The 15,416-nt window shown below is 63.9% G+C and carries 13 protein-coding genes and 1 pseudogene; 9 read left to right on the top strand and 5 right to left on the bottom strand.

The features are described 5' to 3' along the window. The 3 genes and pseudogenes from VG320_RS06540 to VG320_RS06530 all read right to left on the bottom strand — a co-directional run. Nucleotides 1-512 (bottom strand): annotated as a pseudogene (locus tag VG320_RS06540) (YidE/YbjL duplication); the annotation flags it as partial. 212 nt (nt 513-724) lie between these two features. Continuing rightward, nucleotides 725-1,381, bottom strand: a complete 657-nt coding sequence (locus tag VG320_RS06535; RefSeq protein ID WP_327199319.1) for a glutathione S-transferase family protein — start codon at nt 1,379-1,381, stop codon at nt 725-727. 62 nt (nt 1,382-1,443) lie between these two features. Further along, nucleotides 1,444-2,430 carry an acyltransferase gene (locus tag VG320_RS06530; RefSeq protein WP_327199318.1) on the bottom strand — a complete coding sequence of 329 codons (987 nt, stop codon included), beginning with the start codon at nt 2,428-2,430 and terminating at the stop codon, nt 1,444-1,446. 341 nt (nt 2,431-2,771) lie between these two features. Between VG320_RS06530 and VG320_RS06525 the strand changes: the two genes are divergently transcribed. After that, complete coding sequence (locus VG320_RS06525) at nt 2,772-3,704, top strand: hypothetical protein (protein ID WP_327199317.1); 933 nt, start codon at nt 2,772-2,774, stop codon at nt 3,702-3,704. Between the two features lie 298 nt (nt 3,705-4,002). Next, nucleotides 4,003-4,974: a LysR family transcriptional regulator gene (locus VG320_RS06520; RefSeq protein ID WP_327199316.1), complete on the top strand. Its 972-nt coding sequence runs from the start codon at nt 4,003-4,005 to the stop codon at nt 4,972-4,974. Between the two features lie 89 nt (nt 4,975-5,063). On the opposite strand, the gene VG320_RS06515 is transcribed toward VG320_RS06520, so the two are convergent. Beyond that, nucleotides 5,064-6,356: an NAD(P)/FAD-dependent oxidoreductase gene (locus VG320_RS06515; protein WP_327199315.1), complete on the bottom strand. Its 1,293-nt coding sequence runs from the start codon at nt 6,354-6,356 to the stop codon at nt 5,064-5,066. A gap of 177 nt (nt 6,357-6,533) precedes the next feature. Here VG320_RS06515 and VG320_RS06510 point away from each other — a divergent pair, with 177 nt between their 5' ends. The 3 genes from VG320_RS06510 (at nt 6,534) to VG320_RS06500 (ending at nt 11,306) form a co-directional block, all read left to right on the top strand. Continuing rightward, nucleotides 6,534-7,199, top strand: a complete 666-nt coding sequence (locus tag VG320_RS06510) for a helix-turn-helix domain-containing protein (protein WP_327199314.1) — start codon at nt 6,534-6,536, stop codon at nt 7,197-7,199. Between the two features lie 343 nt (nt 7,200-7,542). Continuing rightward, nucleotides 7,543-9,978 carry a membrane-bound PQQ-dependent dehydrogenase, glucose/quinate/shikimate family gene (locus VG320_RS06505; RefSeq protein ID WP_327199313.1) on the top strand — a complete coding sequence of 812 codons (2,436 nt, stop codon included), beginning with the start codon at nt 7,543-7,545 and terminating at the stop codon, nt 9,976-9,978. Nucleotides 9,979-10,127: 149 nt separating this feature from the next. After that, a complete protein-coding gene (locus tag VG320_RS06500) occupies nt 10,128-11,306 on the top strand; it encodes a porin (RefSeq protein ID WP_327199312.1) in 1,179 nt (392 codons plus the stop codon). Between the two features lie 119 nt (nt 11,307-11,425). Here the strand turns inward: VG320_RS06500 and VG320_RS06495 are convergent, their stop codons facing one another. Beyond that, nucleotides 11,426-11,716 carry a DUF4148 domain-containing protein gene (locus VG320_RS06495; protein ID WP_327199311.1) on the bottom strand — a complete coding sequence of 97 codons (291 nt, stop codon included), beginning with the start codon at nt 11,714-11,716 and terminating at the stop codon, nt 11,426-11,428. Nucleotides 11,717-11,922: 206 nt separating this feature from the next. On the opposite strand from VG320_RS06495, the gene VG320_RS06490 reads away from it, so the two are divergent. From VG320_RS06490 to pqqC, 4 genes are all read left to right on the top strand, one after another. Further along, the gene (locus VG320_RS06490; RefSeq protein ID WP_327199310.1) at nt 11,923-13,212 is read left to right on the top strand and encodes a citrate synthase family protein; all 1,290 of its coding nucleotides are present in this window, start codon (nt 11,923-11,925) and stop codon (nt 13,210-13,212) included. Between the two features lie 280 nt (nt 13,213-13,492). Then, nucleotides 13,493-13,564: a pyrroloquinoline quinone precursor peptide PqqA gene (pqqA, locus tag VG320_RS06485; protein WP_084162062.1), complete on the top strand. Its 72-nt coding sequence runs from the start codon at nt 13,493-13,495 to the stop codon at nt 13,562-13,564. 96 nt (nt 13,565-13,660) lie between these two features. Beyond that, on the top strand, nt 13,661-14,572 hold the full coding sequence (pqqB, locus tag VG320_RS06480; protein WP_327199309.1) for a pyrroloquinoline quinone biosynthesis protein PqqB: 912 nt from the start codon (nt 13,661-13,663) through the stop codon (nt 14,570-14,572). Between the two features lie 90 nt (nt 14,573-14,662). Beyond that, nucleotides 14,663-15,415, top strand: a complete 753-nt coding sequence (gene pqqC / locus VG320_RS06475) for a pyrroloquinoline-quinone synthase PqqC (protein ID WP_327199308.1) — start codon at nt 14,663-14,665, stop codon at nt 15,413-15,415. The last annotated feature ends 1 nt before the right edge of the window (nt 15,416 follow it).

Genomic DNA, 15,416 nt, shown 5'->3' with positions numbered 1-15,416 from the left:
CCCAGCGCATACAGAAACAGGATGGGTCCGGCGACGCCAAACGGATAGGAAACGCTATACCCCACTGCCGCGCCATCGCTTTTCAATGAGGCCACGGCGGCTTGCAGGCTCGCGGTGCTGGTGCCGGAGCCGGCGAACATCCCCAGCGCCTGGTCCAGCTTCACGCCGAACAAGGGTATCAGCGCGATGGAGACAAAGCCCGCGCCGATCACCCCCGCGATGGCCGCCGCATTGGCCTTGAGTCCGTTGGCGCTGGTCAGCCCCTTGAAGAACTGCTCGCCATACTGAATGCCGATTCCATACAGAAACAACAGCAGGCCGAGCGTGCCGAGCAAGGCAGGCGGCGCTGACTTCGGCGCCCATCCGCCTATCGCGAGACCCACGAACAGCACCGCACCGGACCCGAGCGACACGCCCTTGATATTCAGTTCGCCCACCACGTAGCCAAGCGCCACCGTCACGAAGAGCGTAAGCAGAGGCTGGGCTTCGAGCAGCGTCTTGATCGTGTCCATGCAAGCCATTCCTCGCGAAGAGTTGGAGTGCTACCGCTGCGTTTGCATACGTCGGCCACGCTTTGGCAAGCGGTCGCTTCAGCAGCTTCGGCGTTTCGAATTGTCTGCCATTATTCCCCGCCCTGCGTTTGCGCCGCGCGAACCTGCTCGCTGCCGATAAAGGCGGCGTTAAAGGTTAGTTAACTCGCAGCACACCCGCTGCTATTAACGCCTTAGTCGCGATCTGGCGCGCCCAGCGGAAAGAGCGGCCGATAGGGCCTGGCTTCGTCCACCGCACGCGCGAACGAGGGCCGCGCCAGCAATCGCTCGCGATAAGCGCGCAGCGTGGCGAATCCGGCCGGAATGCGATGCGTCCAGTCTGCATAGAACAGCGAAGGCGCTGCCGCGCAATCCGCCAGCGTGAAATCGTCGCCCGCGGCCCACGTGCGGCCTGCCAGGGTTGCGTCCAGCCACGCGTACGCCAGATCGAGCTTCTGCGCCGCGTGGGCCAGACCTTCTGCGCGCCTGGCATCGTCGCCGGAAAGCGCACCATCGACGGCGCGCTGCACCGGCGTCATCACATGCAGATCGAAGAAGCGGTCAAGAAAGCGCACGTCGAGCGCCGCCATCGGGTCGGCGGGCAAGAAGCGCACGGGCCCGGGATGCGTGAGCTGGAGATATTCGATGATGATGCTGGTCTCGGCCACGTTGCGCTCGCCGTCCACCAGCAGCGGGAATTTACGCAGCGGCCAGCGTTGCAGCCAGTCCGCCGCGTGCGGCGAATCCGGCCCGATGACGCGAAATTCGAATGGCGTAGCGTTTTCGTACAGCGCGACCAGCACCTTCTGCGTGTACGAGGAGAAAGGATGACCGTAGAGTGCGAGCGACATTGTGAAACCTCCCGACAATGCCAGCCAGGCGGAAGCTGGCGACGTCCGCCAGACTACCGCATTCAGGCCGCGACGGGACCGCCCTGGGGCGAGCGGGCACGTTTCAGGCGCAGCGCCGGCGACTCCACCACGCGCCAGCTTACGAACGCGAGCGGCACGCAGATCGCAGTCACGCACGCGAACAGCGCGAGCGGAGCGATCGACGGCAGCCAGAGCGCGAGCAATTGCGTCACGGGCCAGCCGTATAGATAAAGCCCGTAAGAAAGATCGTCATTCATGCGCAATTTCGCGAGCCGGGGCGACTGAAGTTGGCCGATGTAAAAAAGGCCATAGGCGAACAATGTCACGGTGGCTGCGCGCATGACGGCTGCAGGCGCGAACAACGCCACGCAAAAACCGATCAGCGCGAACACCGCAAGGCGGCCGCGCAACGGCAAACGCTCGCGAAACAGATAGAAGCACACGCCCGCCAGATAAAGCGACGCGAACCACAGCATGAAACCCGACACGCCGAACATCGCCTCGCCCTGCTCGCCGCGCTGGACCGGCGCACCGGCAATCGCCGCGAGATTGACGGCCAGCGCGAGCAGAAGAATCGCCCAGCGCCGCTTCATCGCGCCACATAAACCGAGTACGGTCATCAGCAGATAACAGCGCAATTCGAACGTGATCGTCCACATCGAACCGTTGACCGATGGCACCGGCGAGTTCGCAAACACCTCGGGCGTTCGCGGCTGGCGCAATCCGGCAAGATCGGCGAAGAACTTATGCGCCGACCAGTCGCTGAAGTATTGTGCGGTACTTGCGCCCAGCGGTCCCACCACGAATACCGACAGCACCGAAGCGACAATAAACGCCGGATAGAGCCGCAATGCGCGCTTCTTCAGGAACGCGAGCGCACGCGGTTCATGCGACCAGCTTTGCGCGGTCAGATAACCGCTGAGCAGAAAGAAACTGCATACGCCGAGCGTACCCACCGACATCCCCGCTGACGAGCCTTCAAGCGGATCCTGGTGGCGCAGCAACTCAAACGAATGAGAAAAGATCACCCCGACCGCAAATAGCAGCCGCAAAAGATTGAAGTTATTTTTATGCACGCGTTCTGTCTTATGTTTGTTAATTTCCCCGAAGACAGCGCGGACTATAGCATCGATCAATGGCCTTTAAATCAAGCCTGTCGCGCGGAAAGAACAGCCGATAAACGGACATTGCATCTGCTTTAAATCGCTGGTTTAAACGCGTCTCAAAGCGTGGATCGATACACGCTTGCTTGCCCGATATCCGGCCACGCCCAACAACGGCACGGATTCTGCTCAGACACTCCTCACCGGCCCGGCACAGCCCGCACGACGCGGCGCACGGCGCCTTTACCCCAAGGAGGAGGAGCCCCATGAATCACACTGAACTGGGCGCGGGCGTGGCGACACCGCTCGCGGCAACGCAGCACGGCTTCCTGCGAGAGGCGGTTGCCTGGGGGGCGATAGTTGCAGGCGCGGTAGGCATGGCTGCGTTTGCGCTGATCCTGCTCACGCTCGGCACCGGTCTCGGGCTGTCGTCGCTCTCGCCGTGGCCGGGCAGCGGCGCGCACGCCAAAACCTTTGGCGCGGCGGTCGTGATCTGGATTTTCGTCTCGCAGATCATGTCATCGGGGCTGGGCGGTTATCTGGCCGGGCGGTTGCGCCGCCACTGGCCGAGCATCAGCGGCGACGAAACCCACTTCCGCGATACCGCGCACGGCTTTCTTGCGTGGGCGCTGGCGACGCTTCTGATGGCAGGCCTGCTTGCCTCGGCGGCCTCAGGGATCGGGCGCACCGCCGCCGTGGCGGCCGCCGAAAGCGGCGTTCATACCGCGGCGGGGCTCGGCGGCGTCGATCGCGGCAATGCACAGACGGCGTGGCAGACCTGGCCCATGGGTTATCTGATCGACGGCATGCTGCGTCCCGTTGCAGGCGCTGCCGCGCCAGCAGAAACCCGCCCCGAGCAGGCACTCGCGAGCGTCACGCAGAAACAGGAGATCGCGCGCATCTTCCTCAACTCCCTGCCCTCGGGCGCCGCGCTCTCGCCTGAAGACACGTATTACGTCTCGCAGGTCGTCGCCCAGCAAACCGGTCTCTCGCCCGCCGATGCCCAGGCCCGCGTGACCACGACCTACGCGCGCCTGCAGGACAAGATGAATGCCATCGAGACCGCCGCGCGCGCCGCCGCCGACGAGGCCCGCAAGGCCACCATCCACGCCACGCTCTGGCTGTTCGTTTCGCTGCTGATGGGTGCCTTCGCCGCCAGCTACATGGCGACCGTGGGCGGCCGTCTGCGTGAATTCTGATCATTTCCCGAGGAGACTGACATGCGCTCGATTCTTCTTTATATGCTTGGCGTGCCGATTCCGATCATCATCCTGATCGCACTGTTCTGGCATTGATCCCAACAGATCTCATCTAAGACGGCACGCCCCAGGCGCGCCGTCTTTGACATCGCCCCCACGCCCGCAGTAAAATTATTTCATCATGCGTTGAATATAAAGGGCGCGGCGAGTCATGCTGACACGCCAGCCACACGCGCCACGCCCCTTTCATCGCTGCGCCCCCGCGCCAACCCGATGGACCTCACACAAGCGCAATCCAATGGACAAGCTGGGCAGCATGAAGATGTTCGTGGGCGTCGCGGAAGCCGGCGGTTTCGCCAAGGCCGCCGTGCGCGCCTCCCTCAGTACCGCAGCCGTTTCGCGCGCGATCATGGATCTGGAAGCGAGCCTGCAAACGCGCCTGTTCAACCGCACCACGCGCCAGATCTCGCTGACCGAGGCGGGCCGCCGCTATCTGGAACATTGCGAGCGCATTCTCAATGAAGTCGATCTCGCCGACGCCGAAGCCATGGGCGCCGCCGCCCAGCCCAACGGACGACTGCGCGTGCACGCCCCGGCCGGCTTCGGCCAGCATTACCTGACGCCGCTGCTCGCCCGTTACACCCAGCAATTCGAAGGTGTATCCGTCGATCTCGTGCTTTCGCAGCGCACGCCCGATCTGCTGGAAGAGCGTTTTGACGTTGCGATCGTGGTGGCGCAGAACCTCAAGGATTCGTCGCTGGTCTCGCAGCGGCTGGGCATGACGCGCGCGGTGCTGTGCGCCTCGCCGCACTATCTGTCGCGGCGCGGCACGCCCGCCTCGCTCGACGAACTGGCGGCGCACACCTGCGTGCAGCTTTCGCTGCAGGATCAGCCCCCGCTGCCGTGGGTTTTCGAAGACGCCGACGGTAATGAAAACGTGTTGCGTCCCATGCGCGAAGCGCCCTTCACCGTGAATATCGCCGAAGCGCTGGGCGAAGCGATCCGCGCGGGTATGGGAATCGGCATCCTGCCGATTCCGACCGCGCTGCAAGGTCTGCGCGACGGCACGCTCGTGCAGGTGCTGCCGCACGCGCGTCTGAAGCCGATCAACGTACACGCGTTGTATGCGTCGCGCCAATACCTCGACGCCAAGATCAAGACGCTGGTGGAATTTCTACGCGATGCGGTACCGCAACGGGTGGCGGAGCACGAACAGGAACTGGGGCTGTGGCATGCGCGCTATGGGCGCTCGGCAATGTGCCCGGCGTGAATGCTCAATAATTAATTAGCTCGTCGAATCATCGCAAAAGAAAAACGCCGCACGCCCACCGGGAGCGCGCGGCGTTTTGACTTGTGAAGTCAAGCGAGGCGGATCTTCGGCTGCACCCAGCCGTTGATACGCTCGGCGGTCCAGAGTAGCGTTGCCTTGCGCAAGCCGTGCAAGGCCTGCTGATGACGGCGGTACAACATCGCGTGGCTCAATTGCGCGAGCCTGCCGCGAATAAAGCCGCCGCGGAAGAAACCAAAGCGCCCCAGCGTGCCGAACGCGTCGTAATCGCTCAACGAGACCAGCGAGCCAAAATCATGAAACGCAAACGCTGGCATCGGCTTGCCCGCGAGCCAGGCCGGCAGATGGCGCGCGAGGTATTCGGCCTGCTGCGTGGCGACCTGCGCGGTCGGCGCAAGCGCGCGTTCGGCGCCGCCGGGCGTGAAGCTGGCACAGTCGCCGAGCGCGAATACATGATCGTCCTCCGTGGATTGCAAAGTCGGGCCGACAACGATCTGGTTCGCACGATTGGTCGCGAGACCGCCCAGGCCGTTGAGAAAATCGGCGGCCTTCACGCCTGCGGCCCAGACCATCAGATCGGCCTCGGCCAGCGTCCCGCCGTCGTAGACAAAGCCGTTGGCCGTGGCCTCGGTCACGCGCGTGCCGGTCTTGACGCTGAAGCCGATCTTTTCGAGCTGATGCTGGCTCGACGCCGAAATATTGGGCGGAAACGCCCCGAGAATGCGTGGACCGCTTTCGAGCAGCGTCAATTGCAGGCGCTCGCGCACCTTCGCATCGCCATAGGCGCTCGCCACCTCCAGCAGGCGGCTCAGTTCGGCGGCCAGTTCCACGCCGGTCGCCCCGCCGCCGACAATCGCCACGCGCAGGGCCTCGTCGCGCGCCACGCTGCGAAACGCGCGCGCACGCAGCGCTTCGTTGAAGGTTTCGGCCTGCTTCTGGCTGTCGATGAAATAGCTGTGGTGCGCCACGCCTGGCACACCAAAATCATTCGCATGACTGCCGAGCGCGAGCACCAGCACGTCATAGCCGACTTCGCGCGGCTCCAGCACCGTGCCGCCGTCGGTCGTTGTGAGCGCACCCAGTTGTACGCAGCGGCGCGCGCGGTCGAGCCCGAGCATCTCGCCCGGCTCGTAGGTATAGCCGTGTTCGCTCGCATGCGCGAGAAAGATCACCTGTTGCTGCTGGACATCGCGCGTGCCGGCCGCGATCGTGTGCAACATCGGCTTCCAGATGTGCGTCGGGCTTTTGTCGATCAGCCGGATCCGGGCCTTGCCCGCGCGGCCGAGCGTATCGCCCAGTTTCGTTGCCAACAGGATGCCGGCGATACCGCCGCCCACGATTACGATGCGTACCGGATTCGTCATTTTTAATTCAACACGCAATGAATAAAAGCCGATGGTAAACCCCTGGCGTGGCCTGTGTCAAACGGCCACATGCAGACCACATGTGAATCAACTGCGCACCTCACGCAGACCCCAGGCGGCAAGGCGTCGGCGCTCGGTTACACTCACGTCCATCAAAAACAGGGAACGCTGAACCGCATGAAAGAGAAGGCCACTGCATCTCCAACGCCAACGCCCGCGCCGGTGCGGCGCGGCCGCGGCCGGCCGGCACAGCAAGCTTCGGTGGGCCGCGAGGTGCTATTGCGCCGCGCGCGCAAGACTTTCGGCACGCGCGGCTTCGATGCCACCAGCGTGCGCGAGATCGCGCGCGAATCGGGCGTCGATCCGGCCTTGCTCGCGCATCATTTCGGCTCGAAGGATGCACTCTGGGAAGCCGTGGTCGAGCAGATCGCCGCACACGCCCGCCCCATGATCGCGGCCACGGCGGCGCTGCGCGACTCGAAGCTGGATGCGAAGGCGCGCGTGGACCGCGCGCTGGAGCTGTATATCGACAAGGTGTTCGAGGAACCTGATATCGGCCTGTTCTTCTCGACCGCGACGACCGAAGAAGGTACCCGCCTCGATCTGCTGGTCGACCGGCTCATGCGGCCCTACTACGAAGTGATGGTGCCCCTGCTCGACGACGCCGCAAAACAGGGCGTGCTCAAGGTGAAGGACGCCGAGATGCTGTTCTTCGTGCTGCTCAACGGCGTGAGCAAGACTGTGGGCTACGACCACCTGATGCTGGCGTTCTCCACGCTGCCCCGCAATCCGAAGAAGTTCAAGCGCTCCGTGCTGGAGACCGTGCTCGCACTGGTTGCCTGAACGCCGGAACCGCTTCGCCCTCGCGCGGGTGTCTCTCGCCCGCCGCTTCATTCCCGCGCCTTTCCTCCCGATTCCACTCCCTTGCGGCCTGCGCCGGTCGCGAATCTGCGTCAATCCGGCACCCGCGCCGCCGCGCTCGCACACCCAAAAAACCGCTTCCTGTACCCCTGCAGTCGTTTTTTGAACCACAGAGTTGCGAAACTGCGGGCAGGATTTCAATTTTCTTAATAAAATGTACCAACTAGTTAATCTAGAACAAGGCTTGACGTTTGCGCCCCAATAAAGGCGCATGCTCAGGCCGACCTCCGCGGCGAGCCTTTAGCGTCCAATCGAGAATAAAACGATGTCGAAGCAACCAACAGATTCAGATAAACAGATTTCAAAGGCCGTGCGTATCGGCCTACCCCTTATAGGGTTCGTCGGCCTGCTGCTCGGGCTGTATTTCCTCATCGGCGGCGGCATGCTGATCGCCCGCGGCGGCAGCTGGTACTACCTGCTTGCCGGCCTCGCGCTTTGCGCCACCGGCGTGCAGCTCGCGCGCCGCCGCTCCAGCGCGTTCACGATCTTCCTCGTATTCCTGATCGCCACGGCGCTGTGGGCCTTGTGGGAAGTCGGCTTCGACTTCTGGCCGCTCAACACGCGCATCTTCATGTTCTCGATGATCGGCATGCTGCTCGCGCCGCTCGTCCCCGTGCTGCGCAAGGGCGAAGGCAAGTCGTCGGCCTGCAAGCAGGCCTGGGGCATCGCCGCCCTGCTGGCTCTCGTGAACGTCGGCTTCGTGTGGGGCATGTTCGTGCCGCACGGCAAGTTCGGCGCCGAAACCACCCCGCCCATCGCCGGCACCGCCGGCATGGGCGACTGGACCGCTTACGGCCACTCGGCCGGCGGCGACCGCTTCGCAGGCGCTGCGCAGATCAACCGCGACAACGTGAAGGATCTCCAGGTCGCCTGGACGTTCCATACGGGCGACACGCCGCTCAGCCCGGACGGCGGCGGCTCGGAAGACCAGGAAACGCCGCTGCAGGTCGGCAAGACGCTGTTCCTGTGCTCGCCGCATAACACTGTGATCGCCGTCGATGCCGCCAGCGGCACCGAAAAGTGGCGCCACGCGTTCCCGACCAAGACCACGGTCTGGGTGCGCTGCCGCGGCCTCGCCTACTTCGACAGCACCAAGCCGCTCGTGCAGCCCACGGTTACCGGCTCGACGCCGGTGTCGGCAATCGACACGTCGGGCGACCCCGCCGCGTGCCGCCGCCGCATCTACATGAACACGATCGACGGCAAGCTGGTTTCGCTCGACGCCGATAACGGCAAGCTCTGCGACAACTTCGGCGACCACGGCATCATCGACCTGAAGGCGGGTCTGGGCAAGGCGCAAAGCCCGCTGTACCAGCTCACGTCCGCGCCGACCGTGGCCGGCACGACCGTGGTGGTGGGCGGCCGCGTAGCCGACAACGTCTCGCTCGACATGCCTGGCGGCGTGATCCGCGGCTTCGACGTGATGACCGGCAAGATGAAGTGGGCGTTCGATCCGGGCAGCCCGGAAGACCACGCAGCACCGGCCGCCGGCAAGACCTTCACGCGTTCGACGCCGAACGTGTGGGCGCCGATGACCTATGACGCCACGTCGAACACCATCTACATGCCGACCGGCAACGCCGCGATCGACCTGTGGGGCGTCAAGCGCACCGCGCTCGACGAGAAGTACGGCGGCTCGATCCTTGCGCTCGACGCCACCACCGGCGCCGAAAAGTGGCACTTCCAGACCGTCCACCACGACCTCTGGGACTACGACGTGCCGATGCAGCCGACGCTGATCGACTTCCCGATGGAAGACGGCAAGAAGGTGCCGGCGCTGATCGTCGGTACCAAGATGGGCCAGCTGTTCGTGCTCGACCGCCTGACCGGCAAGCCGCTCACGAAGGTTGTCGAACACCCGGTCAAGACCGGCACGATCCCGAACGAGCCGTACTCGAAGACGCAGCCGCTGTCGGTGGGCATGCCGCAGATCGGCGCTGAAGTGCTCAAGGACGCCGACATGTGGGGCGTCACGCCGATCGACCAGCTGATGTGCCGTATCTCGTTCCGCGGCATGCGCTACGACGGCCTGTTCACCGCACCGGACACGGACTACGCGCTGAGCTTCCCGGGTTCGCTCGGCGGCATGAACTGGGGCGGTCTGTCGTACGACCCGAACGCCGGCATGATCTACGTGAACGACATGCGTCTGGGCCTGTGGGTCCATCTGGTGAAGGAAAAGCAGCGCGCGGGCGCGACCTCGGACGGTAACGAAGCCGTCAACGCGGGCATGGGTGCGGTGCCGCTGGGCGGCACGCCGTACTCGGTGACCAAGGACCGCTTCTTCTCGCCGCTGGGCATTCCGTGCCAGAAGCCGCCGTTCGGCAGCCTCACGGCAATCGACCTGAAGACGCGTAGCGTCGCGTGGCAAGTGCCGCTGGGCACGGTCAAGGACACGCGTCTGTATGGCGTGCAGATGCACATGCCCACGCCGATCGGCATGCCGACCATTGGCGGCTCGCTGACGACCGGCGGCGGTCTGGTGTTCTTCGCGGCGACGCAAGACTACTACCTGCGCGCGTTCGACAGCTCGACCGGCAAGGAAGTCTGGAAGGCCCGTCTGCCGGTGGGCAGCCAGGGCACGCCGATGAGCTACACGATCGACGGCAAGCAGTACATCGTGATTTCGGCGGGCGGCGCACGCCAGTCGCCGGATCGCGGCGACTACGTGATCGCCTACGCACTGCCGACGACGCATTAAGGCACTAAACCGTATTGGCCGGAAGTCCGATTGATGGACTTCCGGCCTTCTGGTTTACGGCCTGTTTTAACTACTCAGTCCAAATATTCTTCCGAATCCGGGATGGCCGGCCGCATCGTCCATCATCCGGATCGCTCGTCTGTCTTACGATGAAATCAGAACACTTTTTCTGGGGCGGCTCGCTGCTCGTGTGCGCCGCGACGATCTCGCAACCGGCCATGGCGCAAAACAGCCTCACGCTGTATGGCAACGTGGACGAAGCCATTACCTACGCGAGCAACCAGGGCGGCCATTCGAATGTGTACATGCGCAACGGCAATCTGTACGCCTCGAAGTTCGGCTTCAAGGGCTCGGAGCAACTGAGCTCGACGCTCAACGCGATTTTCGATTTGCAGGAAGGTTTTGATCCGGGCACGGGCGCGCAGCAATCGGCCGGTCTGGCGTTCAACCGCTATGCCTTCGTCGGTCTGCAGGACAGCCGCCTGGGCACGCTGACGATGGGTCGCCAGTACACGCCCTATTACCTGCTCGCCGGCACGCTCGGCCCGGTCACCTACCTGACCGGCGCAACGGGCGCGCATCCGGGCGATATCGACGGTTTCGATACGGACATTCGCGCAAATAGTTCGGTTACCTACACATCGCCGACTATCGACGGTCTGCGCGGCAGCGTGCAGTATGGCTTTGGCGGCCAGGCGGGCAGCATGAAGAGCGGCAGCATGTTCAGCGCGGCGCTGCGTTACGACGGCGGCCCGCTGTCCGTGGGTCTGGGCTATCTGCGCATGAGCAACACGCAATACTCGGGCGGCTTCGATCCGAACGCGAGCGCCACCTTCCCGCATTCGACCATCAATACCGGCTATCTGTCGGCGAATACGGTGCAGCAGGCGGCGGCACTGGCGACCTACACCTTCGGCAATCTGCTGTTTGGCGTGAACTATTCGAATGTGGTCTACCGTCCGGGCAGCCAGTCGCTCTTCACCGATACCGCCGTGTTCAACACGTACGGCGCGCTGGTGAGCTATCGCGTGAGCACGCCGATCGAAGTGTCGGGCGGCTATAGCTACACGCGTGCCTCCAGCGCCAACGGCATTCACGACGCCGCGCGCTATCAGCAGATTTCGCTGCGCGAGATGTATCACCTCTCGAAGCGCACGACGCTCTACACGATTCAGGCGTACCAGCACGCCTCGGGTCAGACGCTGGGCGCGAACGGCGCAGGCGATATCGTCGATGCGGTGGCGATGGTGGGCGACTCGCAAAACACCTCGGCGTCGTCGACGGGCAATCAGTTCGTCGCCATGTTCGGCATTGCGATTGCGTTCTAAGCCGGCGCGTTAAGCCGTAGTTTTTCTCGTTTTAAGCAACGCGCAAAATACCGCGCAATTTCAGGCAGCGACACGGGGCACCACCCGTCTCGCTGCTTTTTTTCGGGCGCGCGAAACGCTCAGGTCTTGCGATGCAGCTTGAGACAGTCGGCGCTGTAGTCGGAGGTCAGGCGTTTCTGCGCGGCTTGCAGATCGGCGGGATAGACACCGTCGTCGTCGCCGGGATGATAGCCGCGCGCTTCGAGTTCGCCGAGTTCGTTCATCAACTGCGCATGCGTGATCTTGCCCGCCGCGACATGCTTGAACGGGTAGCCCATGCATTGCTGCTGGGTGAGATGCGGCCCGGCATGAGCGGCCAGGCTAATGGTCGCCGCGGCAAGCGCAGCAAGATATCGCAGGGTTGCTCTCATCGGGGCCCTCTCCAGTTAAGCTCGCAAGTTCGAAGTCATGAGTCGAGAGCTTATGCGACGGCGCCTATGGGATCGTGATCGGTCAGATGAAGTTTTCTTAATATGCGGTAAGCCGGTTTAAAACAGGCAGCGCGCACGCACAAATCGTCAACGTTGATTATGCTGCTCGCCATACGCCGGAATTGTCACTGCATCGCCGACACCCCATGCCGACCTACCTGACCTCCACCGAAGCCGCCACGCGCCTGGCCGTCTCGCGTCAGACGCTCTACGCCTACGTGAGCCGCGGTCTGCTGCGCGCCGAAAGCGACCCGGTCTCGCGCGAAAGCCGTTATCTCGCCACCGACGTCGAGCGTCTGGCCGCCAACCGCGCACGCGGGCGCAAGCCGAAGGAAGTGGCGCGGGCGGCGCTAGACTGGGGCGCGCCGGTGCTCGAATCGGCGATTACGCTGATTGAAAACGGCCGGCTTTCCTATCGTGGCGTCGATGCACTCGATCTGGCGGCGCGCGCGAGCCTTGAAGACGTGGCCGCGCTGCTCTGGCAATGCGACGTAAGCGCCGCTTTCACGGCGCGCGCGCCGCAAGTGCCCGACGTATTTCAAGCGCTGCTGAAGCATTACCGCGACCAGCGCGCAGAAGCCGCCATGCTGCCGCTCTTTGCGCTCGCAAGCGACGACGCGCCCACCGCAATCTGGCAGCGCAACGCCGAACGCCAGGCCCAGGGTTGCGGCGATCTCGTGCGCCTGCTGGCCGCGTGCCTGCTGGGCAGCGCGCCCGACACCGCGCCGCTGCACGAGCAATGTGCGCGCGCCTGGGGGGTCGGCAAGACGGGCGCGGACTTGATCCGCATGGCGCTGGTGCTGTGCGCCGACCACGAGCTGAACGCGTCGAGCTTTACCGCGCGCTGCATCGCGTCAACCGATGCGAGCCTGCGCTCGGTCGTGATCGGCGGTCTGGCGGGACTTTCGGGCGGCCGCCATGGCGCGACCACGGCGCGCGGCGAGGCGCTGTGGGACGAACTCGGCGACACCGACCCAGAGCGCAAACTGCGCGAGCGCCTCGCGCGCGGCGACGATCTGCCGGGCTTTGGCCACCCGCTTTATCCCGACGGCGATGTGCGCGCGGCGTGGCTGCTCGCGCGCGTGCTACCGCGTCATCCCAAATGGAAAAAACTCATCGATCTGGGCAGTGCGCTTGTCGGGCAACCGCCGTCGCTCGATCTCGCGCTCGTGGCGCTGCGGCGTCATCTGAACCTGCCGCTGGGAGCCGCGTTCGGCCTGTTCGCGCTGGGCCGCTCGGCGGGCTGGATCGCGCACGGGCTGGAGCAGCGCCAGGATCCGCATCTGATCCGGCCGCGCGCCATTTACACGGGCGAAAGACCTCCCGCAAGCGATGCGCACGCCACGCGCCCCGGCACGCGAAAACGCACCGGTAAGTCCCCGCGCGAGACCAAAGCGGCTGCGGACATGTTCACCACCTTGTTCAAGATTACGTAGCTTTCGTCTGCATTGCGCTCGAATATTGCTACTTACGAAATAAAGTGTTTCGCGCAGCCACTTTTGGCGTTTGATGCTGGATTTCAGGGCCATCCGGTGCCGGCGAGCCGTCGCGGAGCGCGCAAATTTGATACGATACGCGCGAGGAGAATTGCAGCGCATAACCTGTCAGGCGTGCAGTTCATTCCGCCTGCCGTATCGGCTGCCATTTCCCGCATTGCCCGGTGTGTCCGCTTTGCCGGACGTCCGCCTGTCCATCCATTTTTCAAGGAGTTCCGCCATGTGGACCAAGCCCGCTTACACCGACCTGCGTTTCGGTTTTGAAATCACGATGTACATTTCGAACCGTTAATCCGCAGCGTCAACATCCTCTCGCAGGATCTTCATAGCCCCGGCCCGCCGGGGCTATTTGTCTGGCGCGTTCAATCCGCAGCCTATATCAGCAAGCATGCACATTCACATTCTCGGCTCCGCAGCCGGCGGTGGCTTTCCTCAGTGGAACTGCAATTGCGCGAACTGCGCGGGCTTCCGTAACGGCCGCCTCAACGCAAAGGCGCGCACGCAGTCGTCGATCGCCGTCTCCGACGATGGCGAATCCTGGGTCCTCTGTAACGCCTCACCGGACATTCGCGCCCAGTTACAGGCATTCGCGCCCATGCAGCCGGGCCGCGCGCTGCGCGACACCGGCATCGCGGCCATCGTGCTGATGGACAGCCAGATCGATCACACAACCGGCCTGCTGAGCCTGCGCGAAGGCTGCCCGCACGAGGTCTGGTGCACCGACATGGTCCACGAGGACCTCAGCACCGGCTTTCCGATCTTTCCGATGCTCAAGCACTGGAACGGCGGCCTGCGCTGGAACCCGATTGTTTCGGGCGAGGCGTTCACGATCGGTGCCTGTCCGAACCTGCGCTTCACGCCGTTTGCGCTGCGCAGCGCCGCGCCGCCCTATTCGCCGCATCGGCACGATCCGCATCCGGGCGACAACATCGGCCTCGTGATCGAGGACACGCGCACGGGCGGCAAACTGTTTTACGCGCCGGGTCTGGGCGAAGTCGATGAAGCGCTGCTCGCGCGCATGCACGAAGCCGATTGCCTGCTGGTGGACGGCACGCTGTGGCACGACGACGAAATGCAGCGTCGCGGCGTGGGCACGCGCACTGGCCGCCAGATGGGGCACCTCGCGCAAAGCGGCCCCGGCGGCATGCTCGAAGTGCTCGAGCAGTTCCCGAACGCGCGCAAGATTCTCACGCATATCAACAACACGAATCCGATCCTCGACGAAGACTCGGCGGAGCGTGCCGAACTCGCGCTACGCCACGTCGAAGTCGCCTTCGACGGCATGAGCATCGATCTGTAAATACCCTGTGGCGCGCGATATTTGCGCGCCGCCCTGCATTTCGCTGCTGCGAATATGCAGCAGCCGCTTTCATTGGAATTGGACCGAATCATGAGCCAAACCGCCCTCACTCCCGAGCAATTCGAACAGGCCCTGCGCGCCAAAGGCGCGTTCTATCACATCCACCACCCGTATCACGTGGCGATGTACGAAGGCCGCGCAACACGCGAACAGATCCAGGGGTGGGTGGCGAACCGCTTCTACTACCAGGTCAATATCCCGTTGAAGGACGCGGCGATTCTCGCCAACTGCCCCGACCGCGAAGTGCGCCGCCAGTGGATCCAGCGTCTGCTGGACCACGACGGCGCGCCGGGCGAAGACGGCGGCATCGAAGCCTGGCTGCGCCTGGGCGAATCGGTCGGACTCGATCCCGATCAGCTTCGTTCGCAGGAACTGGTGCTGCCGGGCGTGCGTTTCGCGGTGGACGCCTACGTGAATTTCGCGCGCCGCGCGAGCTGGCAGGAAGCGGCCAGTAGTTCGCTCACCGAATTGTTCGCGCCGCAGATCCATCAGTCGCGCCTGGACACGTGGCCCACGCATTACCCGTGGATCGACCCGCGCGGCTACGAATATTTCCGCTCGCGTCTGGGCCAGGCGCGCCGCGACGTGGAGCACGGCCTGCACATTACATTGCAGCACTACACGACCTTCGAGAGCCAGCAGCGTATGCTGGAGATCCTGCAATTCAAGCTCGACATTCTGTGGACCATGCTCGACGCAATGTCGATGGCGTATGAACTGGGCCGCCCGCCGTATCATACGGTCACGAACGAACGCGTCTGGCACAAGGGGATCGCACTGTGAA

It is taken from the genome of Paraburkholderia sp., from assembly GCF_035948235.1.
In the GTDB taxonomy this organism is placed as follows: Bacteria; Pseudomonadota; Gammaproteobacteria; order Burkholderiales; family Burkholderiaceae; genus Paraburkholderia.
Note: the sequence above shows the minus strand (reverse complement) of the source record. Positions and strands in the feature narration are given on the sequence as shown.

Bases quoted from the DNA above. Each gene is read 5' to 3' on its own strand.
- VG320_RS06535 (WP_327199319.1), bottom strand. From the start codon at position 1,381: ATGTCGCTCGCACTCTACGGTCATCCTTTCTCCTCGTACACGCAGAAG.
- VG320_RS06525 (WP_327199317.1), top strand. From the start codon at position 2,772: ATGAATCACACTGAACTGGGCGCGGGCGTGGCGACACCGCTCGCGGCA.
- VG320_RS06520 (WP_327199316.1), top strand. From the start codon at position 4,003: ATGGACAAGCTGGGCAGCATGAAGATGTTCGTGGGCGTCGCGGAAGCC.
- VG320_RS06515 (WP_327199315.1), bottom strand. From the start codon at position 6,356: ATGACGAATCCGGTACGCATCGTAATCGTGGGCGGCGGTATCGCCGGC.
- VG320_RS06510 (WP_327199314.1), top strand. From the start codon at position 6,534: ATGAAAGAGAAGGCCACTGCATCTCCAACGCCAACGCCCGCGCCGGTG.
- VG320_RS06505 (WP_327199313.1), top strand. From the start codon at position 7,543: ATGTCGAAGCAACCAACAGATTCAGATAAACAGATTTCAAAGGCCGTG.
- VG320_RS06500 (WP_327199312.1), top strand. From the start codon at position 10,128: ATGAAATCAGAACACTTTTTCTGGGGCGGCTCGCTGCTCGTGTGCGCC.
- VG320_RS06495 (WP_327199311.1), bottom strand. From the start codon at position 11,716: ATGAGAGCAACCCTGCGATATCTTGCTGCGCTTGCCGCGGCGACCATT.
- VG320_RS06490 (WP_327199310.1), top strand. From the start codon at position 11,923: ATGCCGACCTACCTGACCTCCACCGAAGCCGCCACGCGCCTGGCCGTC.
- pqqB (WP_327199309.1), top strand. From the start codon at position 13,661: ATGCACATTCACATTCTCGGCTCCGCAGCCGGCGGTGGCTTTCCTCAG.
- pqqC (WP_327199308.1), top strand. From the start codon at position 14,663: ATGAGCCAAACCGCCCTCACTCCCGAGCAATTCGAACAGGCCCTGCGC.